Here is a 21,879-nt window from a genome sequence, read left to right on the forward strand (position 1 = left end):
CCAGCGTCCTCAGCCCTCGGCCAAGTGGCCCGCCTGCATGTGCAGCTGCCGGTGGGCCAGCGCCGCCAGGGCCGGATCGTGCGTCACGATGATGAAGGCCGTGCCCAGATTCTGGTTGATGCTGCGCAGCAGGTCAAACATGGCATCGGCCGTGTGGCGATCCAGATTGCCCGTGGGCTCGTCGGCCAGCACGCAGGCCGGCTGCGTCACCAGGGCGCGCGCCAGGGCGACCCGCTGGCGCTCGCCGCCGGACAGCTGCCCCGGAAAGTGGGCGGCGCGGTTCCCCAGGCCGACCTGCTCCAGCAAGCCGCGCGCCTGTTCGCGGGCCTGGGCGCGTCCCAGGCGGCGCACGATCAGCGGCATGGCCACATTGTCCAGGGCGGAAAATTCCGGCAGGAGATGATGGAACTGATAGACGAAGCCCAGCGCCCGGTTGCGCAGCTGGCTGCGCTTGCGCTCGCTCAGGCCGTTGGCGGACTCGCCGCCAACCCAGAGCTGCCCGTGGTCGGGCTGGTCGAGCAGGCCCAGCACGTGCAACAGCGTGCTCTTGCCCGAGCCGGAGGCGCCCACGATGGCCACCATTTCATGGGCCCGCACGGCCAGGCTCACGTCCTGCAGGACTTCCACCCGGCCCGCGCCCTCGTCGTAGGTCTTGACGAGATGCTCGGCGCGCAGCACCGTCTTGACGTCGTTCACCGCATCAGTCATGGCGCAGCACCTGGGCAGGTTGCAGGCGGGAGGCCCGCCAGCTGGGATAGAGGGTCGCCAGCAGCGACAGGACCAGCGAAGTCACGCCGATGACGGTGATGTCGCCGACCTGCGGGTTGGAAGGCAGTTCGCTGATGAAGTAGATCTGCTGAGGCAGGAAATGAATGCCGAGCAGCCGCTCGATCCAAGGCACGATGACGTCGATGTTGTAGGCGGCCAGCGTTCCCAGCAGCACCCCGGCCGCCGTGCCGACCACGCCGATCAGCGCCCCCTGCACCAGGAAGATCCGCGCGACTTCCGCCGGCGTCGCCCCCAGGGTGCGCAGGATGGCGATGTCGGACTGCTTGTCCTTGACCGCCATCACCAGGGACGACAGCAGATTGAAGGCCGCCACGGCCACGATCAGGGTCAGGATCAGGAACATCATGCGCTTTTCCGTCTGCACCGCCGCAAACCAGGTGCGGTTGTTCTGCGTCCAGTCCATGGCGCGGATCCCCTGCGGCATCAGGCCCAGCAGTTGCCGGGCCACCTGCGGCGCCTTCTGCATGTCGGCGATCCGCAGGCGCACCCCGCTGACGCCGCTGTCGCGGAAGACCCGGGCGGCATCCTGCACGTTCACGAAGGCCAGGGTGGCGTCGTATTCGTAATAGCCGGTCGCGAAGACGCCGGACACCGTGAACTGCCGCATGCGCGGCGCGAAGCCGGCTGGGGAGATCGAGCCCTGGGGCGCGAGCATCAGCACGGTGTCGCCGGTGGACAGGCCCAGGGACTGGGCGATCTGGCTGCCGATGATGACGTGGAAGGAACCGGGCGACAGGCTGTCCAGCGAACCGGATTCCAGCTGCCCTTTCAGGTCGGAGACCTGCGGCTCGATGGCCGGATCGATGCCGCGGACCTGCACGCCGCTGAGCGACTGCCCGCGCGCCAGCATGGCCTGGGCCGCGACGAAAGGCGCCGCGCCCCGGACCTCGGGATCGGCCTCGGCGTCCTTGGCCAGGTCCTGCCAGCGTTCCAGAACCTGCTGGTGATCCACGCCCGGCACATAAAGTTCGATGTGCGGCAGCACCGACAGCATGCGATCGCGCACCTGCGTCTGGAAGCCGTTCATGACGGACAGGACGATGATCAGGGCCGCCACCCCCAGGCCGATCCCCGCCATGGAACTGGCCGCCACGAAGGACACGAAGCGGTCCCCCCGGCGTCCGCCACGCCCGATGCGGGCCAGGCCGGCGTACCGCGCCCCGATCCACCATTCATAGGCCATGAGCACCGCCTTTCGATCTGTTTGACTCTACAATTCCGACATGCATATCGTGATTTCCGGGGCTTGGCCCGATCCTGAAGTGGCCGCCGAACTGGCGCCCCATCTGGCGCAGCGCGCCCCCACACTGGCCCGCTGGCTGGACCGCGGCAAGGCCGTCCAGACCCCCAGCCCGGCCGCCGAGACCTGGTGCACGCCCCTGGAACACTGGCGTTTGCAGGCGCGGGGTTTTGTTGCAGCACAAGCCGAGCATATTAGCGCAGGTCTGGGTCCCCTGCGCGCCGACGCGGCCGGCGACGACCCCGTCTGGCTGGCCGAATTGATCCACATGGCGCCCTCGCGCGACGGCGCCGCGCTGCTGCCCGCCGCCACGCTGGACATCACGGAGGAACAGTCCGCCGCCCTGCTGAGCACGGCCCGGGAACACCTGGACGACAGCGGCCTGCAACTGGAATCCATCGGCCCGGACACCTGGCGCGTGCGCTGGCCCGGGGCCGTCCGGCTGGCCTGCGCCAGCCCGGCGCTGGTGGCGACCAGCGCGGTCAACGACTGGTGGCCGCAGGATCCGGCGGCGCGCCCCTGGCGCCGCCTGGTCAATACGCTGCAAATGGCCTGGTTCGAGCATCCCGTCAACCAGGCCCGCCAGGAAAGCGGCCTGCCCCCGCTCAACAGCCTCTGGCTGTACGGCGGCGCCCGGCCCTCGCAGCTGACCCGCCCCGAGCCCGCCGACCTGCGCATCGACACCTCGCTGCAGAACGCGGCCGTCACGCAGAACTGGGGCGACTGGATCGAGGCGCTGGCCGCGCTGGAACAGCATTGCTTCGCCCCGCTGGCCGGCCGGCAGCCGACACTGGTGCTGACCGGGCTCGACCGCTACGTCACCGTGACCGCTGCAGGCGGCTGGCTCGCGCGGCTGCGCGCCCGGGACTGGAGGAGCTGGTGGTGCAGCCGCTGATCCGTCCCCGCAGCGCGAACCGGCAGCGCGCCCAGGCCCTGGCCGAAGCCGGCATCCATCCCCTGCTGGCCCGGCTCTGGGCCGCCCGGGGCCTGGCGCAGTCCACGCCGACGGACTGGTCGGCCCTGATCCCGCCTGCCCAACTGACGCACGTCACCGACGCCGCCCGGCTGCTGGCCGATGCCATCGCGGCGGACCGGAAGCTGCTGATCGTGGCCGACTACGACTGCGACGGCGCCACCGCCTGCGCCGTCGCGGTGCGCGGGCTGCGGGCCTTCGGCGCCCGGGTGGACTTCCTGGTGCCCAACCGCTTCGAAACCGGCTACGGCCTGTCGCCCGCCGTGGTGGAACTCGCCCGCCGGCACCCCGCCGGCCAGCCGGACCTGCTGATCACCGTCGACAACGGCATCGCCAGCATCGACGGCGTGGCGGCCGCCCGGGCCGCGGGCATGCAGGTCATCGTCACCGACCATCACCTGCCGGGCGACGAACTGCCGGCCGCGCTGGCCATCGTCAATCCGAACCAGGCGGGCTGCGGCTTTCCCTCCAAGCACCTGGCCGGCGTGGGCGTGATCTTCTACGTGCTGCTGGCCCTGCGGGCCGTGCTGCGCGAGCGCGGCGCCCTGCCCGCCCAGGGCGGCCCCCGCCTAGACGGCCTGAGCGATCTGGTGGCCCTGGGCACCGTGGCGGACGTGGTCCGCCTGGACGCCAACAATCGACTGCTGGTCGCGCAGGGTCTCAAGCGCATCCGCCAAGGCCGCATGCAGGCCGGGATCGCGGCGCTGTTCGAAGTGGCCGGACGCGATCCCGGGCAGGCGGGCACGAACGACCTGGGCTTCGCCCTCGGGCCGCGCATCAACGCGGCCGGCCGCATGGCCGACATGAGCCTGGGCATCCACTGCCTGCTGGAAGACGACCCCGCCCGCGCCCGCGCCCTGGCGCGGGCCCTGGACGACATCAACCGCGAACGGCGCAGCCGCGAAACGGAAATGCGCGACGAAGCGCTGGCGCACCTGGACGGCCAGCCCCTGGCCCAGGCCGCCAGCGTCTGCGTCTGGCAGGCGGGCTGGCACCAGGGCGTCATCGGCCTGGTGGCGTCGCGCCTGAAGGAAACCTACTGGCGCCCGGCCCTGGCTTTCGCGCCGGACGAAGCCGGCACGCTGCGCGGTTCGGGCCGCTCGGTTCCCGAAGTCCACCTGCGCGATGCGCTGGACCTGGTCAGCAAGCGCCTGCCCGGCGCCATCCTGCAGTTCGGCGGCCACGCCATGGCCGCCGGCCTGACGCTGCATCAGGCGGCATTCGACGATTTCGCGCGGCAGTTCGACGACGCCGTGCGCACGATCAGCGGCCGCGACGGCTTCGAGCCCTGCCTGGAGACGGACGGCTCTCTGGAGCCTCTGTACGCCACGGCCGACACGGCCGCGCTGCTGGCCGAACAGATCTGGGGGGCGGGATTCCCGGCGCCGCTGTTCCAGGACCATTTCCAGGTCGTGCACCAGCGGGTGCTGAAAGAGCGCCACCTGAAGCTTTTCCTGGAACGGGACGGCCGGCGCATCGACGCCATCTGGTTCAACCACGCCGACCCCCTGCCCGAACGGATCATGGCGGTCTACCGCCTGGACAGCAACACCTGGGGGGGGCAGACCACCGTGCAGCTGCTGATCGAACACGCCCAGGCCGCCTAGCGATCCGATCGGCGGCGCCCCGCCCCGCCCGGCCGCGCAAGGCGTCCGGACGCCGATCAGGCCCGAGGGGCGCGTCCGGGCCAGACGGCCAGCATCAGGCCCAGCAGGGCGGCCGCAAAGGCCAGGGCATGCAGCCGACTGAAGGATTCCCCCAGCGCGAGCACGCCGACGCAGGCCGCCCCCACGGGCAGCAGCACGGTGAACACGCCCGCCCGCGACGCCGGCACCCGGCGCAGCCCCGTCATCCAGAGCCAGATGGTGCCGCTGGCCGCCAGGCCGTAGAACAGCAGCAGACCCCAGGTCGGGCCGGTGACCGCCGCGAAATCGAAATGCCAGGCCGCGTAGGCGCCGGCCGGCAGCATCAGGGCGAAGCCCCACACGTTCATCAGCGCGCTGATCCGCTTGGCCGACAGCGTCCCGGTCAGTTGCTTGCCGATGACGGCGTAGGCGGCTTCGCACAGGACCGCGCCTCCCAGCAGGCCGTAGCCCAGCCACCGGGTCGCCGATTCAGGCGCCAGCCCCTCGTCGGCGGGCCGGGTCAAGGCCAGCAGCGCGATGCCGCACACGGCGCAGGCGATGGCGGCCAGCACCTGCGGCCGGATCGCCTCGCGCAGCACCAGGCGGCTAAGCACCGCGATGGCGGCCGGGATGGCCGACATGATGATCCCGGCCGCCACGGCGCTGCTGTAGCTGACGCCCAGCACCATGAACACCGTGAACAGAAAGCTGCCGATGAAGGATTCCAGGAAGACCAGCCAGCGCACGCGCGGGGTCAGGGGCGCTTCCGTGGTCGGCTTGCGCAGCCAGTGCAGGACCGCCAGCCCCCCGATGCCGAACCGCAGGCACCCAAGCAGGAAGACGGGAAAGATCACCGCCAGCGGCTTGCTCAGGGCCACATAGGCCCCGACCACGAACATGCTGGAACCGAGACAGAGGTACGCCAGGCCCGGATGCAGGTCCGCGCCGCCGCGCGTCATGCGGGGCCCCGGCGCGACGACAGCACGATGCCGCCGATGATCAGCAGGAAAGCCAGGGCGTGATAGCCGTGCGGGTACTCGCCCAGCAGCCCCAGGGACAGCAGCGCGGCGATCAGGGGGGTCAGATTGTTGAAGAAGCCCGCCAGGGTCGGCCCGACGCGCTGGACCCCGGCGCCCCAGCAGCGAAAGGCGATCACCGCCGGCCCGATGGCGACGAAGGCCACCGTCGCCGCCAGGGGCCAGCCCCAGACGACCCGCTGCCCGCCCATCCCCCATTCGAGGGCGGCGAACAGGCCCGACCAGGCGGCCCCGTACACGACCTGCCCCAGCAGGAACCCCGCCCAATGGGCGCGGATCGGGGCATCGGCCGGCACCCGCGTCAGCTGCCAGCTGTAAAAGGCCCAGAAGATGGTGGCCAGCACCATCAGCAGGTCCCCGGCCACGAAACGCAAGGCCCGCAACTGCGCCCATTCGCCATGGGACAGCACCAGCGCGACCCCGACCAGGGACAGCACGGACCCAAGGATCTGCGAGGGGCGGATCGCCACCCCGTGAAAGACCCGCCCAACGATCAGCATCCAGACCGGCATGCTGGCCGCCACCAGGGTGACGTTCACCGGCGTGGACGTGTGCAGGGCCAGATACTGCAGAGAGTTGTACAGCCCCACTCCCAGCAGCCCCAGCAAGGCGTAGCGCGGCCACTGCCGCCAGATGTCGCTGCCGGCCCGCAGGACCCGATGGCCCAGCGGCAGAAGCAGCAGCAGGGCCACCGCCCAGCGCAGGAAATTCAGGGTCAGGGGCGGCACCAGATCCACGGCGACGCGACCCACCACGGCATTGCCGGCCCACAGCGTGGGAGGAATCAGCAGCAGGGCCACTGTGCCGGGGGTCAATCTGTCGTTCATGCGTCTGGTTTGTTCGAGTCGGTCAGCGGCAATTCTAACCGTCGCTTTATTTCTTGACATAATACCGCTTCAAGCCTTAACATAAGAGCTTGTTTCATCAGCGGTTTTCAGTGTTCGCCGGCTCGCCGGCTGCCTTGGCGGGTCCAGTGTCCCTGGCGCCTGCCGCCTCTCTGGGGCCTGGCCCCTGTCTGGTTTCTGATCGCCCCTACGATCCTGTCGTCCTTCCGACCGCGGATGGACCGGCCCTGTGTTTGTCCGCTGATGATTTGATGAATTTACGGGAGCACACGCTATGGCCAAAGAAGAACTACTCGAAATGCACGGATCGGTGACCGAGGTCCTGCCGGACTCCCGCTTCCGCGTCACGCTGGACAATGGGCACCCGGTCATCGCCTACACCGGCGGCAAGATGCGCAAGCATCACATCCGCATCCTGGCGGGCGATCAGGTCACGCTGGAAATGTCCCCCTACGACCTCAGCAAGGGCCGCATCACCTTCCGCCACCTGAACCGCGGCCCCGGCTCCGCTCCCTCCGCTCCGCGTCGCCGCAACTGATCATCCCGCCGCGCCCCTGCCCAGGGGCGCGATTTCTTTTAGTGACAGTCCGGGACGGTCTGATCCAGATAGACCTCGAATGCAATGGCCCGGGCCTGTTCCCGGGCCTCGCCCCGCAAGGCGGCCGGGCTCAGCGCCCGGCTCAAGGCCTCGCGGCCCGCGGCGGACAGATCGGCCCGCCGCAACTGCGTCAGCTTTTCCTTCCGATACGGCGCCAGCTGCGCTGAAAATTTTCGCCATTCGGGATATTTCAGCAGCTCGCGCAGAAAATCCTCGTCCGCCACCGCCGCATCGCACTGCCCCGTGCGCAGGGCCAGCAAGGCATCGGCCGCGGCCGGATACACCTGCTCGATGGCCGCGAACCGGGCGCTCAATTCACCCACATAACGCCCGTCGGCGCTCAGGCAGACCGTGCGTCCGGACAGCGCGGTCCAGTCATGGATATCGGTGTCGGTGCGCATGATCGCCAACGGGCTGGCCGACCAGCCCACATCCTGGCGCCGGACGCCATCGGGCAGCGCGGCATCCGCCGGCGCGACGCCCGTCCAGGCGTCCAGTTCGCCATCCCTCAGCCGCGTCAGGGCCTGATCCAGGGCCACGGCCTGCACGGGCGCGCCGCCCTGCGTCGCCTGCATGGCCAGCACCTCGATGCGCACCGGCGTGCGGGGCTTGGCGCCCGGCACCGGAGCGGCGGGCACCTGCGCCACGCCCAGGCGCCAGCCTTCCGCCTCCTGGGCGAGCGCCCCCGCCGACGGCCATGCCAGGCCGACGGCGATTCCGCAGCCGATGATCGCGGCGCCCGCGCGGCGCCGCCACGATGCATTAGACATATTGGTAGCGCAGCACCCGGCGTTTGATGTTTTCCAGGAAGACCTGGTCGATGAGCGTCGCCAGGATGGCGATCGTCAGGATATTGGCCATGACCCCCACCATGTCGGCGGTTTCACCGGCATAGGCCAGCGAACGGCCCAGGCCCTGGCCGAAGCCGATCAGCATCTCCGCCGAGATCAGGGCGCGCCATGCGTTGCCGAAGGCCAACTGGGCGCCCGTGATCAGTTCGGGCATGACGGCCGGCAGGTAGACCCGGCGCACCATGTCCCAGTGGCTGGCGCCCATCACGCGCGCCGCCGAGACGTGCGTCTGCAGAACGCTTTCCGTGGCGTTCATGACCGACAGCGCCGCCGGGAAGAACGCCGCCAGCGCGATCACCACGATGATGGGCACGTTGCCGAACCCCATCAGGATCAGGAACAGCGGCACCCAGGCGATCGACGGGATGGACTGCAGCACGATGATGGCGGACTTCAGGATCTCGCGGAAGAACAGCAGCAGGCCGCCCGCCAGCCCGAAACCGATGCCGAACAGCAGGGCGAAGCCGTAGCCCACCCCCAGGCGCCCCATGCTGCCGGCCAGGATGGCGCGGAATTCGGCCGTCTGCAGATCGTGCCAGACGCGTTCCAGCACCACCGGGACCCCGGGCATCAGGAAATCGGGCAGAGTCCAGGCGGCGCATTGCCAGACCAGCAGGATGGCGGCGATGGCCACCAGCATGGCCAGCTTGCGGGCGGTGGGGGAAACGCGTCTTTTTTTGCTCATGCTCAAGAAGATGGCCGGACAGATCCGGCCATTCGGAAAAAGAGGGAATGGGTGCGATTATCGCACCCATCCGGCTTACAGTTTGCGGGTCTGCTGCCAGTCCAGATCGACGATCGATTTGACGTCGAAGGGTTTGCCGTCCTGGGTCTTGAGCGCGCCCTGGGCCTGCATGATGTCGGCGACTTCCTGCATGCGGCTCAGGTCCTTGGGCGTCAGCGCGGGGCTGAACGTCTGCGTCTGGATGGCCTTGCTGATGATCTTCTCGCGCGGCACGTCGCCCTCATGCAGGGTCTTGAGCGTCGGCTCGGCGATGAAGTAGCCGGCGATCAGCTTGGCGGCCTCGTCGGGCTTCTGCTGCAGCAGCTCGATCGCCTGGCGCTGGGCGTCCAGCGACTTCCAGACCAGGTCCTTCTTGGACTCGAGCGTCTTGCCCGAGGTGATCGTCACCATGCAGGGGAAAGGCCAGACTTCGCCGATTTCATAGATCTGCTTGACGGGCGCGATCAGCTGCGCAATGCTTGCCTGCGGCTCGAACAGGAAGGCGGCGTCCACGCGCTTGCCCACCAGCGACTGCACGGCGACCTGCGGGCTGACCCCCAGGATGTTCACGTCCGAAGCCTGCAGGCCGGCGTCCTTCAGCACCACGCCGCGCAGCACCGTGTCGGCCGTGCTGCCTTCCTTCTGCGAAGCCAGGGTGTGGCCCTTCAGGTCGGCGACGGTCTTGATGTTGGCGTCGTCGCGCGCGACCAGGGCGTGGTAGCCCCGCTGCGCGCCGGCGACCACCTTTAGGTCGGCGCCCCGCGAAGACCAGGATGCGGCGTTGGTGAAGCCCAGCACCCCGGTGTCCAGCTGGCCGCCGACGATGGCCTTGATCAGGTCCGTTCCCGACTTGAACTCCACCAGCTGCACGTCCAGGCCCTGCTTTTCATAGAACTTGCCTTCATAGGCGGTGATGGCCTGGGCGTCGTCCATGACGCGGATGTAGCCGACCTTGAAAGGTTCGTTCGCCAGGGCGGCCTGGGACGCCAGCGTCAGGGCGGCCAGGACCGGAATCAACACTCTGCTGAATTTCATGCTGCAAGTTCCTCGGGGATGGATTGGGTGGAAGTTTCGGCGTCGCCGACGATGCCCAGCAGGCCCAGGATTTCCCGGCGCATGTCGGCGAAATTGGACAGATCGTGGGTCTTGTCGCTGTCCGACAGATGGAATTCCTTCAGCAGGTTCGACGGCCGGGCGCTGAACACCAGGATGCGGTCGGCCAGGAACAGGGCCTCGTCGACGTCGTGCGTGACCAGCAGCACCGTCGGGCGCGTTTCGCGGATCAGGGTGCGCAAGGCATCCTGCAGCGTCATGCGGGTCAGGGCGTCCAGCGCGCCGAAGGGCTCGTCGAGCAGCAGGACCTCGGGATGCGTGATGAAGGCCCGCGCCAGGGCGCAGCGCTGGCGCATGCCGCCCGACACCTGATGCGGGAAATAGTCCTCGAAGCCCTTCAGGCGGACCTTGTCCAGCCAGACGACGGCCTGCTCGCGGGCCCGGGCGCGCGGCACCTTCTGCAGCTCGAGCGCCATGGCGACGTTCTGCGACAAGGTCAGCCAGGGATAGAGCGCATTTTCCTGGAACATCAACATGCGGCTGGGATCGGGGCGGCGGATCGGCTGCCCGTCGGCCAGCACCTGGCCGGCGCTGGGTTTCTCCAGCCCGGCCGCCATGTGCAGCAGGGTCGACTTGCCGCAGCCCGAAGGCCCGACCAGCGCCACCAGCTCGCCCGGCGCGATCTCGCTGTCGAAGCGATTGACCACGCGCAGATCGCCGAACTGCTTTTCAACCTGACTGAAGGAAAGATTCATCGCTGTTTCCCGCCTGCCCGGCCGCTTGTCCGGCCGGGTCTTATAACTGTGAATTGATTGGACAAGAAGAACTTTACCGATTTCGCTTAATGCCCCACAACGATAAATTAATGATTTCTTTATTTCTTTAAGAAATAAATCAAATGCGCTACGATGAAAGCCTCTCCGCTACAGGAACATTCATGTCCGGCGCCGCCGCTGTCGACCCCATCGCCCTGCTGCTGGCCGGCCACGACCACACCCGCCTGAGCCTGACGCAGCTGGCCGAGCCGGCCCTTCAGGACCAGGCCATCGCCTGGCTCGACGGCCCGGCCGCCGCCCAGCGCCAGGTCCTGCGGGATGCGCTGTTTCCCGCCCTGATCGAATCCATGGCGGGATCGGACGCGGTCTGCCTGAAAGGCATGACCCGCGGGCTGACGGACCAGGGCGAGGAACTACGCCGCCGCTGGGACGCCATCCGCGCCAGCCTGGGCGGCGCGTCTCCCCTGCCCGACACCCTGCAGCCCTGGATCGACGACTACCTGGGCTACCTGCAACGCGCCGACGAGGAACTGCTGCCCATGGCCGCCCGGCTGCTGGACGACGACGCGCTGGATCACTTGCGCCGCGCCCTGGGATAGCGCGCCCCGGGATAGTGGTTTCCCCGCCTCGCCAGATCCGGGCAATTCCACTACACTCCGCACATTCAGCCGTCATTCAGTCAGCGGCCTGTCAGTCAGCCAGGCGCCCCTTCGCATCGGGGCGCATCGCCATCCGGAGCATCCCCCCAATGAAATTCTCGACCACCCGTCTCGCCGCATCGCTGGGTCTGTCCCTGACCCTGGGCCTGGCCGCCATGACCGCCCAGGCCGCCCCCACCGTCATCAAGTTCAGCCACGTCGTCGCCGAATCCACCCCGAAAGGCCAGGGCGCCCTGAAGTTCAAGGAACTCGCCGAAGCCGCCCTGCCCGGCCAGATCGAAGTCCAGGTGTTCCCCAATTCGCAGCTGTTCGGCGACGGCAAGGAAATGGAAGCCCTGCTGCTGGGCGACGTCCAGATCATCGCCCCGTCCCTGGCCAAGTTCGACCGCTACACCAAGAAGCTGCAGGTCTTCGATCTGCCCTTCATGTTCGACGACGTGGCCGCCCTGGACCGCTTCCAGGCCAGCCCGGCCGGACAGGAACTGCTGGATTCCATGAAGTCCAAGGGCATCCAGGGCCTGGCCTACTGGCACAACGGCATGAAGCAGATGTCCACCAACAAGGACCAGCTGGTCCGTCCGGAAGACATCAAGGGCTTGAAGTTCCGCATTCAGTCGTCCGACGTGCTGGAGGCGCAATTCCGCCAGCTGGGCGCCAACCCGCAGAAGCTCGCCTTCTCCGAGGTCTACCAGGCCTTGCAGACCGGCGTGGTGGACGGGGCCGAGAACCCCTGGTCGAACATCTACTCGCAAAAGCTCCATGAAGTGCAGAAGACCATCGCCGTCACCAATCACGGCGCGCTGGACTACATGGTCATCACCAACGCCGGCTGGTGGGACGGCCTGCCCGAGAACGTCCGCGAAGCGCTGAAGAAAGCCATGGCGGGCGCCACGGAACACGCCAACAAGCTGGCCGCCCAGATCAACGATCGCGACCAGAAGCGCATCGCCGAGGCCGGCAAGGCCAAGATCCAGACCTTGTCCAAGGAAGACATCGCCGCATGGCGCACCGCCATGCACCCGGTCTGGGAAAAATTCCAGGACGGCATCGGCAAGGATCTGATCGACGCGGCGCAGGCTTCGAACCAGCCCTCGTAAGGCTGGCCGGCACCCTGATGCTTGCACACGGCCGCTCACAGCGGCCGTTTCACATTCCGACAGGAGCGCACCCATGTTGAGAAACTGGCTGGAACACATCGAGGAAGGCCTGATCGCCTTTCTGCTGGCGGCGATGACCGTGGTGACTTTCGCCCAGGTCGTCGCCCGCTACGTCTTCAACTACAGCTTCGTCTGGGCGCTCGAACTGACGATGTACTTCTTCGGCGCCCTGATCTTCCTGGGCATCTCCTACGGCGTGCGCGTGGGCGCGCACATCGGCGTGGACGCCTTCGTGCGCCTGCTCGCGCCGCGCCCGGCGCGCGTCATGGCCGTGGCCAGCACGCTGCTGTGCATCGTCTACGCCGCCATCGTGCTCTACGGCAGCTGGATCTACGTCAGCAAGATCCACCTGATCGGCATCATGGCCCAGGACCTGCCCATCCCGCAGTGGGTGCCGCGCCTGGTCATGCCCCTGGGCTTTCTGCTGCTGATCTACCGCTTCGGCGAGGTGCTCTGGCACCTGTTCAAGGGCGATCACGCCTCCCTGCTGGGCGATGAGGTCGCCGACGCCATGAAATACCGCAGCGACGACGCCGGAGACCAAAAATGACCACCATCGCCCTGTTCATCCTGCTGTTCCTGTTCATGTTCATGGGCCTGCCCGTGGCCGTGGCCCTGGGCCTGTCGTCGCTGCTGACGATCATGGCCTTTGGCACCGACTCGCTGGCCTCGCTCTCGCTCAAGCTCTACGAGACCTCCGAGCACTTCACGCTCATGGCCATTCCCTTCTTCATCCTGGCCGGGGCCTTCATGACCACGGGCGGGGTGGCCAAGCGCATGATCCGCTTTGCCATCGCCTCGGTGGGCCACCTGCACGGCGGGCTGGCGATCGCCTCGGTGATGGCCTGCGTGCTGTTTGCTGCGGTCTCGGGCTCGTCCCCGGCCACGGTGGTGGCGGTGGGCTCGATCGTGATCGCCGGCATGGTGCGCGCCGGCTACAGCCAGAGCTTTGCCGCGGGCGTGATCTGCAACGCCGGCACCCTGGGCATCCTGATCCCGCCGTCCATCGTCATGGTGGTCTACGGCGCGGTCACGGAAACGTCCGTGGGCGCGCTGTTCATGGCCGGCGTCATCCCGGGGCTGCTGCTGGGCCTGGTGCTGATGGTGGCCATCTACGTGGTGGCGCGCATGCGCAACATGCCCCGCCAGCCGCGCGCCAGCCTGGCCGAAGTGCTCTCGGCCGCGCGCGACTCGATCTGGGGGCTGCTGCTGATCGTCATCATCCTGGGCGGCATCTACGGCGGGATCTTCACGCCCACCGAGGCGGCGGCCGTGGCCGCGGTCTACGCCTTCTTCATCGCCGTGTTCGTGTACCGCGACATCGGCATGAAGCAGGTCCCCGAGGTCCTGATCGACGCGGCCAAGGTGACCATCATGCTGATGTTCATCATCGCCAACGCGCTGCTGTTCGCCCACGTGCTGACCACCGAGCGCATCCCCCAGGCCATCGCCGAGCAGATCATCGCCTGGGACATGAGCAGCTGGCAGTTCCTGATCGTGGTCAACATCCTGCTGCTGGTGGCCGGCGCCTTCATGGAGCCGACCGGCATCATCCTGATCCTGGCGCCGATCCTGTTTCCGATCGCCACGCAGCTGGGCATCGATCCGGTGCACCTGGGCGTGCTCATGGTGGTCAACCTGGAGATCGGCATGGTCACGCCCCCCGTGGGTCTGAACCTGTTCGTGACGGCGGGCATCACCAAGATGAGCATCGGCCAGGTCATCCGCGCCGCGATGCCCTGGCTGGCGCTGCTGCTGGTCTACCTGGTGTTCATCACCTACGTCCCCATCGTCAGCCTCTGGCTGCCGGGACTGTTCTCGTAGGCCTCTGACACACGGGTGTCACACGCGGCACCCATAATCCCCGCGCTGCCCGGGCCCTCCGGCCCGGGCTTTCATCGCCGGGGGACCCACGCATGCGGCCTGCGTTCACACTGAAAAGCCGATTCATCCTGTTTCTTTCGCTGCTGGCCGTCTGCACCGCCCTGGTGCTGGGCGCGGTGCTGCATCTGCTGCACACGGCGGACGTCCTGCGGCGCGCGGAATCCGCGCGCTACCTGGCCACCCAGATGGCCACGCGATACCAGGCCCGGCTCGACGCCCTGACCCGCAACACCATGGCCTTCGTCGCCAGCGAACAGCCGGAATTCGAACAGCGGCACCAGCTCGATCTGGCCATCCTGACGGGACGCGCGGCCGATGCCCAAGGCATCCGGGCCGATGCGTTGGAGCGCTTCCGCAGCGCCGATTTCGACGCGCGGGAACTGAAGCTGGTCGAGGACGCGCACGGCCGGCTCCTGGCGCTCGCCCGGATCCAGAGCGAGGCCATCGGCACCGCCAAGGGCGAACTGGACGACGGCAAGGGAGGCGTGCGGATCGCCCTGCCCAACGCCATGCTGGCCAAGGCCTTGATCTTCAGCCAGCAATACACGGACACCGAGGCCGCCATCAGGGCGCTGATCAAGGACTTCGACGCTCTGCAGGCGCAGCGCATGGCGCGCCGCGTCGAGGCGGCGACGGCGGACGGCCGCTCCGCGGGCTACACGGCCATCGCCGCCATTCTGGCGCTGCTGCTGTTCAGCACGGCGGCGCTGCTCAGCCTGTACCGGTCCATCAAGCGCCCCCTGGAGCAGGGCCTCGCCCTGGCCGGCCGCCTGTCCGCGGGCAACCTCACCGTCGGCATCGACCGGGCGGGCCGCGACGAGATGGGCCGGATGATGGCGGCGCTGGAAAACATCCGCACCGGCCTGAACGAAACGCTCTGCGAGGTAAGCGACCACTTCGCCCGGGTGGACACGAACGCCGGCATCCTGACCAGCAGCCAGGACACCGCGCTGCGAAACAGCCACACGCAGCGCCAGATGGCCGGGCAGGTATCGGCGGCCATGCACTACCTGGACGACGCCGTCCGCCAGAATCACGACCGCGCCCTGGAAGCGCGGCGCCTGAGCGAAAGCGGCGACCAGCAGGCCAGGATGGGCTCGGAGAGCGTCACCCGGCTGGCGCGGGCCGTCTCGGACATCACCGAAGACGGGCTGCGCATCGAGACGGCCACCCGGCAGATCGGGGAAATCGCCTTTCAGACCAATCTGCTCGCCCTCAATGCGGCCGTCGAGGCCGCCCATGCCGGCCCCCATGGCCGGGGATTCGCGATCGTCGCCGCCGAAGTGCGGTCGCTGGCCCAGCGCTGCCACGCCGCCGCCGACACCATCCACGCGGCCATCGCGCAAGCCGTCGGCAACAGCCGCCAGGGCGCCCGGCTGGCCGCCGCCGCGCAACAGGCCATGGACAACGTCGTGCAGGCCACCCACCGCAGCCGGCAGATCATGGACGAGGTCGCCGCCGCCACGGACCAGCAGGCCCAGGCGATCCACGAGACGGCCCAGGCCGCCCGCGCGCTGGAAGCCATGGGCGCCCGCAGCAGCGTCCACGCCGAGGACACGGCCCAGGCCGTGGCGGAGCAGGATTCGGGCATGAGCAGGCTGCGCCGCACGCTGGCGCGCTTCCAGCTGGATGCCGCAGCGCCGGCCGGCGCGGGCATCGCCATCGAATACGCCGACTAGGGCCGCCCCGGGGCCCCGCGCCCCAGGCGCAGGACCGAACGCACCATGCCCGTGAACGTCACCAGCCAGGCGAACAGGGCGATGTGCAGGAAGACGCGCGGCATGCCCGCGAGGAACCCGAATTCCATGGCGCGGTCCATCTGCCAGGTGCTGGCGGCATACATGCCCAGCGGAAACACGGCGCCCCAGTACAGAGGGTCGTACTGGAAGGGGAAGCGCTGGAAGCCGTAGCGCCAGACGCCCAGCAGCAGAAGCATCGGGATCCACCAGGACCCGGTGGCCCAGTAGAACACCGTGAACCCCTTCAGGAACGGCAGCAGGGACACCAGAAAAGGGGCGTGCGGGGCGTTCAGGATCAGCAGCGAGCCGGCCAGGGTCGAGATCGCCATGGCGCCCATGTTGATCCAGTACGGCGGCGACAGATCGCCCGGGGAAAAGCGGAAGAACACGTAGCGGTAGAAGATCAGCGACATCATCCAGATGTACAGCATGCCGCCCCACAGCCACATGGACAGGGCCATCAGGTTCAGTTCCAGCCGATAGGGCTGGCCGATGCGCGCGGCCAGCAGGGCGCTGGACACCGCCAGCGACTGCGTCGCCACCACGGACAGCAGCCAGCCGCCGCTGATGCCCTTGTCCAGCGTGGGCTTGTCCGCCTTCACCGTGAACGCGGTGAAGATCGTGTAGGTCAGGCTGATCCACAAGACGACCGCCAGCAGCCACAGGGCGAAGCCGACGGACAGGTCGTCGGCCTGCACGATGAACTGGCTGGCCAGGATGCCGGTGGCCGCCACCGCCGTGAAATATCCAGGCCCGCGCAGATGGCTGACCATGTCGCCGAAGAAGCGGCGGGGGTAGCGCAGCGCCCGCAGGACATACAGCACGCACAGGATGCCGTACTGCAGGATGTTCAGCAGGAACAGCGCCCGGGCGATCAGCGGCCGCTCCATCATGTCGGCCCCCAGGGAGACGATCCCCGTGGCCATCACCAGGCCGAAATAGGCGGGCGACAGATCGGCCAGGCGCGCGCTCAGCCCCCCGCCCCCGCCCGGCGCATCGCCCAGCAGCGCGGACCCCGCGACCGGCGCCGGCAGCGGCGCCCGCTCCTGCAATTCCCCCTTGCCCATGCAGCTCTCCTTGCTGTGGCGCGTCGTCCATCCCCCCGGAGGGCCGGCGGACCGGACCGTCGGACGGCGGCGTTCCCTGCCGGGTGTCCCGGCGCGTTAAAATGCTCGATTATCTTCGCAGTGTAAGAAAAAAGGAAACCCATATGGAAGCCGAACGCCAGAACCAGATCAGCACCCACATCGAGGACTATCTGGAGCGCCAGGCCATTCTCCGGAGGTATCTTTGACTACGATGCCAAGGCCGAACGCCTGCTCGTCGTCAATGCCGAACTGGAAAGCCCCGACGTCTGGAACGACCCGCAGCACGCCCAGGATCTGGGACGCGAAAAGAAAACCCTGGAAAACGTCGTCGGGACGCTGAGCAGCCTGGAACGCGGCCTGCTCGACGCCCGCGACCTGTTCGAACTGGCCAGCGCCGACGATGACGACGACACCCTGATCGCCATCGAATCCGACTGCGAGGCCCTGCGCGAAAGCCTGGAAGCCCTGGAATTCCGCCGCATGTTCGACAATCCGGCCGATCCGCTGAACTGCTTCGTGGACATCCAGGCCGGCGCCGGCGGCACCGAAGCCCAGGACTGGGCCTCCATGCTGCTGCGCCAGTACCTGCACTACGGCGAACGCAAGGACTTCAAGGTCGAGGTCCTGGAAGAATCCGAGGGCGAAGTCGCCGGCATCAAGTCCGCCACCATCAAGTTCGAAGGCGAATACGCCTACGGTCTGCTGCGCACCGAAACCGGCGTGCACCGCCTGGTGCGCAAGAGCCCCTTCGATTCGTCCAACGGCCGGCACACGTCCTTCGCCAGCGTCTTCGTCTACCCGGAAATCGACGACTCCTTCGAAGTCGACATCAATCCGGCGGACCTGCGCATCGACACCTACCGCGCCAGCGGCGCCGGCGGCCAGCACATCAACAAGACCGACTCGGCCGTGCGGATCACGCACAATCCCACCGGCATCGTCGTGCAGTGCCAGAACGACCGGTCCCAGCATCGCAACCGGGCCGAAGCCATGCAGATGCTGAAGTCCCGCCTGTACGAGCTGGAAATGCGCAACCGCATGGCCGAACAGCAGAAACTGGAAGACTCCAAGAGCGACGTGGGCTGGGGCCACCAGATCCGCTCCTACGTGCTGGACCAGAGCCGCATCAAGGACCTGCGCACCGGAGTGGAAATCTCCAATACGCAGAAGGTCCTGGACGGCGATCTGGATCCGTTCATCACCGCCAGCCTGAAACAAGGGGTCTGAGACCCCGGCCCCGCCGGGGGCGGGCCGCGCCCGCCTCCCATCCCACGAATCACAGATCACCCGACATGACCGCGCAGACCGAATCCCAAACCTCCGACGAAAACCGCCTGATCGCCGAACGGCGCGCCAAGCTGGCCAGCCTGCGCGAGGCCGGCCCCGCCTATCCCAACGACTTCCGCCCCGACAGCCATGCCGCCACCCTGCGCGAGGACTGCGATGCGCTGGACGCGGACGCCCTGCTGGCCCTGAACCGCCGCGCCTGCGTGGCCGGGCGCATGATGCTCAAGCGCGTCATGGGCAAGGCCAGCTTCGCCACGATCCAGGACGCCAGCGGCCGCCTGCAGCTGTACCTGGACCGGAGCGTGCTGGGCGACGAGACCTACGCGGCCTTCAAGTCCTGGGACATCGGCGACATCGTGGGCGCCGAGGGCCAGGTCTTCAAGACCCACAAGGGCGAACTGTCGCTACGCGTGGAATCGCTGCGCCTGCTGTCGAAATCCCTGCGCCCCCTGCCCGACAAGTTCCACGGCGTCGCCGACCAGGAACTGCGCTACCGCCAGCGCTACGTCGATCTGGTCATGACCCAGGAAACGCGCCAGACCTTCGTGGCCCGCAGCCGGATCGTCACCGCCATCCGCCAGATCATGTCGGACGCCGACTTCCTGGAAGTCGAAACCCCGATGCTGCATCCGATCCCCGGGGGCGCCGCCGCCAAGCCCTTCATCACGCACCACAACGCGCTGGACATGGACATGTACCTGCGCATCGCTCCGGAACTGTATCTGAAGCGCCTGATCGTCGGCGGCTTCGAGCGGGTCTTCGAGATCAACCGCAACTTCCGCAACGAAGGGGTCAGCCCGCGCCACAATCCCGAATTCACGATGATGGAATTCTATGCGGCGTACACCGACTACCGCTGGCTGATGGACTACACGGAATCCCTGATCCGCGACACGGCGCTGCGCGTCTGCGGCACGACCGACCTCGTCTACCAGGGCCAGCCCCTGGACCTGGGCCGCGCCTTCGACCGTCTGACCATCACCGAAGCCATCCTGAAATACGCGCCGGCCTATACGGCCGAACAACTGCAGGACATCGACTTCCTGCGCCGGGACCTGCGCCGCCTGGGCGCCGACATCGACGGCCCCGTGCTGGCCCATGCGGGCCTGGGCGCCCTGCAGCTGGCCCTGTTCGAGGAAACGGCCGAAGCCCTGCTCTGGCACCCGACCTTCATCATCGACTACCCGGTCGAGGTCTCGCCGCTGGCCCGGGCGTCCGACACCCAGCCCGGCATCACGGAACGCTTCGAGCTGTTCGCCTGCGGCCGTGAAATCGCCAACGGCTTTTCCGAACTGAACGATCCGGAAGATCAAGCCGCCCGGTTCCAGGCCCAGGTGGCCGCCAAGGACGCCGGCGACGAGGAAGCCATGTACTACGACGCCGATTACGTGCGGGCGCTGGAATACGGCATGCCGCCCACCGGCGGCTGCGGCATCGGCATCGACCGTCTGGTCATGATGCTGACCGACAGCCCCAACATCCGCGACGTGATCCTGTTCCCGCACCTGCGCCGCGAAGACTGATTGCGCCCGGCGTTCCACAAAAAAGGCCGGGGCATGCCCCGGCCTTTTTCATGCCCGCGATGCGGGCCGGCGTCAGACGGTGAAGGATTCCCCGCAGCCGCACGCCGCCTTTTCATTGGGATTGCGGAAGCGGAAGCCTTCGTTCAGGCCCTCGCGGACATAGTCCAGTTCCGTGCCCTGCAGATAGGGCAGGCTGTCGGGCGCGACGTACAGCCGGGCGCCGAACTGCTCGAAGACCTGATCGTCCGTCGCCGGATCGTCCACGTATTCCAGTTGATAGGACATGCCGGAACAGCCCGACGGCTTCACGCCCAGGCGCAGGCCCAGGCCCTTGCCCCGCTTGTCCAGATGGCGCCGGATGTGATCGGCGGCCTGTTGTGTCAGTGTGATTGCCATGATGACCTCGACAATGAAAATCGGTGTTTCAGGAACGCTTATGCGCATAGTCTGCCACGACTGCGCGGATGGCGTCCTGCGCCAGCAAGGCGCAGTGCAGCTTGGCGGGCGGCAGGTCCAGCGCCTGGACGATGTCCTGGCTGCGGATGTCCAGCGCCTGGTCCAGGCTGCGGCCCTGCAGCCAGTCCGCCGCCAGCGACCCGGCCGCGATCGCCGCGCCGCAGCCGAAAGCGCGGAAGCAGGCGGATTCGATGGACGACCCCTGCACGCGGATCTGCAGCTTCAGCACCTGTCCCAGCGCGGGCGAACCCACCAGCGCCGTCCCCACACGGGGGTCCTGCGGATCGAAGGACCCGACGTGGCGCGGATGCAGGTAGTGATCCAGGACCTGCGGCCCGTAGCTCGGCCCGGCCATCACAGAGCGCCTTCCCACGCAGCCAGTGTGCCCTGCTGGCGCATTTCCCACAAGGGCGAGACGTCCCGCAGGCGCTGGATCTGGGCGCGCAGCAGGGCCACCGCCCGGTCGATCTGTTCGGGCGTGGTGTAGCGGCCCAGGGTCAGGCGCAGGGAGCTGTGCGCCAGGGGATCGCTGCGCCCCAGCGCCCGCAACACGTAGGAAGGCTCCAGGCTGGCGGAGGTGCAGGCCGAGCCGCTGGAGACGGCCAGCTCGGGGATCGACATCAGCAGGGCTTCGCCTTCGATGTGGGCGATGCTGACGTTCAGGGTATGCGCCACGCGGCGATCGGGCGCGCCGTTCAGGTAGATGTCGGGCAGGTCCTTCAGGCCGTCCCACAAACGATCCCGCAAGGCGCGGATCCGGGGAATTTCATCGTTCATCAGTTCGGCGGCCAGGGCGTAGGCCTGGCCCATGCCGACGATCTGATGCGTGGGCAGGGTGCCGGATCGCAGGCCGCGCTCGTGGCCGCCGCCGTGGATCTGGGCTTCCAGGCGCGCGCGCGGCTTGCGCCGCACGTACAGCGCCCCAACGCCCTTGGGACCATAGGTCTTGTGGGCGGACAGGGACATCAGATCGACGCCCAGCGCATCGACGTCGATGTCGACCTTGCCGGTGGCCTGGGCCGCATCCGTGTGGAACAGCACGCCCTGTTCGCGGCAGACGGCCGCCAGCGCGGCGATGTCCTGGATGACGCCGATCTCGTTGTTCACCAGCATGATCGAAGCCAGGATGGTGTCGGGCCGCAAGGCCGCCCGCAAGACCTGGGGATCGATCAGGCCGCCCTCGTCCACGTCCAGGTAGCTCACCTGGAAGCCGCGCTGTTCCAGCGCCTGGCAGGTATCGAGCACGGCCTTGTGTTCGGTGCGCGCGGTCACGATGTGGCGCCCCCGGGCCGCGTGGAATTCCGCGACGCCCTTGATCGCAAGGTTGTCGGATTCGGTCGCCCCGGACGTCCAGACGATTTCGCGCGAATCGGCGTGGATCAGACCGGCCACCTGGGCGCGGGCCTGATCGACGGCCTCTTCGGCATCCCAGCCCCAGGCGTGGCTGCGCGAGGCCGGGTTGCCGAAGCGCTGGGCCAGCCAGGGCAGCATGGCCTGCACGACCCGCTCGTCCACCGGCGTGGTGGCCGAATAATCCAGGTAGATGGGGAGATCCGGGGACAGACCCTGCGACAT

Annotated in this window: 22 protein-coding genes; 10 read left to right on the forward strand and 12 right to left on the reverse strand. The window is 67.9% G+C overall.

Going from position 1 to position 21,879, the window contains the following annotated elements:
- Positions 1-9 precede the first annotated feature (9 nt).
- Together Q0263_RS13855 and Q0263_RS13860 are read right to left on the reverse strand one after the other, a co-directional pair.
- Positions 10-708 (reverse strand): ABC transporter ATP-binding protein, encoded by a 699-nt coding sequence (locus Q0263_RS13855; protein ID WP_298017283.1) that lies wholly within the window; start codon positions 706-708, stop codon positions 10-12.
- A complete protein-coding gene (locus Q0263_RS13860; RefSeq protein ID WP_298017286.1) occupies positions 701-1,972 on the reverse strand; it encodes a lipoprotein-releasing ABC transporter permease subunit in 1,272 nt (423 codons plus the stop codon). Before Q0263_RS13860 ends, Q0263_RS13855 begins: the two co-directional genes overlap by 8 nt.
- A gap of 40 nt (positions 1,973-2,012) precedes the next feature.
- On the opposite strand from Q0263_RS13860, the gene Q0263_RS13865 reads away from it, so the two are divergent.
- Together Q0263_RS13865 and recJ are read left to right on the forward strand one after the other, a co-directional pair.
- Positions 2,013-2,924 (forward strand): hypothetical protein, encoded by a 912-nt coding sequence (locus tag Q0263_RS13865; protein ID WP_298017289.1) that lies wholly within the window; start codon positions 2,013-2,015, stop codon positions 2,922-2,924.
- Positions 2,912-4,609 (forward strand): single-stranded-DNA-specific exonuclease RecJ, encoded by a 1,698-nt coding sequence (gene recJ, locus Q0263_RS13870; protein WP_298017291.1) that lies wholly within the window; start codon positions 2,912-2,914, stop codon positions 4,607-4,609. Before Q0263_RS13865 ends, recJ begins: the two co-directional genes overlap by 13 nt.
- Positions 4,610-4,665: 56 nt before the next feature.
- Here recJ and Q0263_RS13875 read toward each other — a convergent pair whose 3' ends face one another.
- On the reverse strand, positions 4,666-5,586 hold the full coding sequence (locus Q0263_RS13875) for a DMT family transporter (protein WP_298017294.1): 921 nt from the start codon (positions 5,584-5,586) through the stop codon (positions 4,666-4,668).
- Positions 5,583-6,491: a DMT family transporter gene (locus tag Q0263_RS13880; RefSeq protein ID WP_298017296.1), complete on the reverse strand. Its 909-nt coding sequence runs from the start codon at positions 6,489-6,491 to the stop codon at positions 5,583-5,585. Before Q0263_RS13880 ends, Q0263_RS13875 begins: the two co-directional genes overlap by 4 nt.
- 292 nt (positions 6,492-6,783) lie before the next feature.
- On the opposite strand from Q0263_RS13880, the gene infA reads away from it, so the two are divergent.
- Positions 6,784-7,047 (forward strand): translation initiation factor IF-1, encoded by a 264-nt coding sequence (infA, locus tag Q0263_RS13885; protein WP_298017299.1) that lies wholly within the window; start codon positions 6,784-6,786, stop codon positions 7,045-7,047.
- Between the two features lie 38 nt (positions 7,048-7,085).
- On the opposite strand, the gene Q0263_RS13890 is transcribed toward infA, so the two are convergent.
- The 4 genes from Q0263_RS13890 to Q0263_RS13905 all read right to left on the reverse strand — a co-directional run bounded on the left by Q0263_RS13890 (position 7,086) and on the right by Q0263_RS13905 (position 10,490).
- A complete protein-coding gene (locus tag Q0263_RS13890; RefSeq protein ID WP_298017302.1) occupies positions 7,086-7,877 on the reverse strand; it encodes a transporter substrate-binding domain-containing protein in 792 nt (263 codons plus the stop codon).
- Positions 7,870-8,643, reverse strand: a complete 774-nt coding sequence (locus tag Q0263_RS13895; protein WP_298017305.1) for an ABC transporter permease subunit — start codon at positions 8,641-8,643, stop codon at positions 7,870-7,872. Before Q0263_RS13895 ends, Q0263_RS13890 begins: the two co-directional genes overlap by 8 nt.
- A gap of 75 nt (positions 8,644-8,718) precedes the next feature.
- Entirely contained in the window at positions 8,719-9,717 is a 999-nt protein-coding gene (locus Q0263_RS13900) for an ABC transporter substrate-binding protein (protein ID WP_298017307.1), read from the reverse strand.
- Complete coding sequence (locus Q0263_RS13905; protein WP_298017309.1) at positions 9,714-10,490, reverse strand: ABC transporter ATP-binding protein; 777 nt, start codon at positions 10,488-10,490, stop codon at positions 9,714-9,716. The genes Q0263_RS13900 and Q0263_RS13905 overlap by 4 nt, the downstream gene beginning before the upstream one ends.
- Before the next feature lie 182 nt (positions 10,491-10,672).
- Here Q0263_RS13905 and Q0263_RS13910 point away from each other — a divergent pair, with 182 nt between their 5' ends.
- The 5 genes from Q0263_RS13910 to Q0263_RS13930 all read left to right on the forward strand — a co-directional run bounded on the left by Q0263_RS13910 (position 10,673) and on the right by Q0263_RS13930 (position 15,890).
- Entirely contained in the window at positions 10,673-11,110 is a 438-nt protein-coding gene (locus tag Q0263_RS13910) for a hypothetical protein (RefSeq protein WP_298017311.1), read from the forward strand.
- A gap of 149 nt (positions 11,111-11,259) precedes the next feature.
- Positions 11,260-12,267 carry a TRAP transporter substrate-binding protein gene (locus Q0263_RS13915; RefSeq protein WP_298017313.1) on the forward strand — a complete coding sequence of 336 codons (1,008 nt, stop codon included), beginning with the start codon at positions 11,260-11,262 and terminating at the stop codon, positions 12,265-12,267.
- A gap of 73 nt (positions 12,268-12,340) precedes the next feature.
- Positions 12,341-12,877 carry a TRAP transporter small permease gene (locus Q0263_RS13920; protein WP_298015977.1) on the forward strand — a complete coding sequence of 179 codons (537 nt, stop codon included), beginning with the start codon at positions 12,341-12,343 and terminating at the stop codon, positions 12,875-12,877.
- Positions 12,874-14,151, forward strand: a complete 1,278-nt coding sequence (locus tag Q0263_RS13925; protein WP_298015979.1) for a TRAP transporter large permease — start codon at positions 12,874-12,876, stop codon at positions 14,149-14,151. Before Q0263_RS13920 ends, Q0263_RS13925 begins: the two co-directional genes overlap by 4 nt.
- A gap of 92 nt (positions 14,152-14,243) precedes the next feature.
- On the forward strand, positions 14,244-15,890 hold the full coding sequence (locus Q0263_RS13930) for a methyl-accepting chemotaxis protein (protein ID WP_298017315.1): 1,647 nt from the start codon (positions 14,244-14,246) through the stop codon (positions 15,888-15,890).
- Here Q0263_RS13930 and Q0263_RS13935 read toward each other — a convergent pair.
- On the reverse strand, positions 15,887-17,017 hold the full coding sequence (locus tag Q0263_RS13935) for a tellurite resistance/C4-dicarboxylate transporter family protein (RefSeq protein WP_298017317.1): 1,131 nt from the start codon (positions 17,015-17,017) through the stop codon (positions 15,887-15,889). The two genes, Q0263_RS13930 and Q0263_RS13935, sit on opposite strands and share 4 nt — an antisense overlap.
- A 143-nt stretch (positions 17,018-17,160) precedes the next feature.
- On the opposite strand from Q0263_RS13935, the gene prfB reads away from it, so the two are divergent.
- Together prfB and lysS are read left to right on the forward strand one after the other, a co-directional pair.
- Positions 17,161-18,265, forward strand: a protein-coding gene (gene prfB, locus Q0263_RS13940) for a peptide chain release factor 2 (protein ID WP_298017320.1) whose coding sequence is annotated in 2 segments (ribosomal slippage) — positions 17,161-17,241 and positions 17,243-18,265 — 1,104 coding nt in all. Because the reading frame shifts where the segments join, the coding sequence is not laid out codon by codon here.
- Between the two features lie 65 nt (positions 18,266-18,330).
- A complete protein-coding gene (gene lysS, locus Q0263_RS13945) occupies positions 18,331-19,848 on the forward strand; it encodes a lysine--tRNA ligase (RefSeq protein ID WP_298017323.1) in 1,518 nt (505 codons plus the stop codon).
- A gap of 72 nt (positions 19,849-19,920) precedes the next feature.
- Here lysS and iscA read toward each other — a convergent pair whose 3' ends face one another.
- The 3 genes from iscA to Q0263_RS13960 are packed head-to-tail and all read right to left on the reverse strand — an operon-like array spanning position 19,921 to position 21,879.
- The gene (gene iscA, locus Q0263_RS13950; RefSeq protein WP_298017325.1) at positions 19,921-20,244 is read right to left on the reverse strand and encodes an iron-sulfur cluster assembly protein IscA; all 324 of its coding nucleotides are present in this window, start codon (positions 20,242-20,244) and stop codon (positions 19,921-19,923) included.
- A 28-nt stretch (positions 20,245-20,272) separates the two neighbouring features.
- Entirely contained in the window at positions 20,273-20,659 is a 387-nt protein-coding gene (locus Q0263_RS13955; RefSeq protein ID WP_298017327.1) for an iron-sulfur cluster assembly scaffold protein, read from the reverse strand.
- Positions 20,659-21,879, reverse strand: coding sequence for an IscS subfamily cysteine desulfurase (locus tag Q0263_RS13960; protein WP_298017330.1), 1,221 nt, complete (start codon positions 21,877-21,879; stop codon positions 20,659-20,661). The genes Q0263_RS13955 and Q0263_RS13960 overlap by 1 nt, the downstream gene beginning before the upstream one ends.

Origin of the sequence: uncultured Castellaniella sp., assembly GCF_937988725.1 — a bacterium.
In the GTDB taxonomy this organism is placed as follows: Bacteria; Pseudomonadota; Gammaproteobacteria; order Burkholderiales; family Burkholderiaceae_B; genus Castellaniella.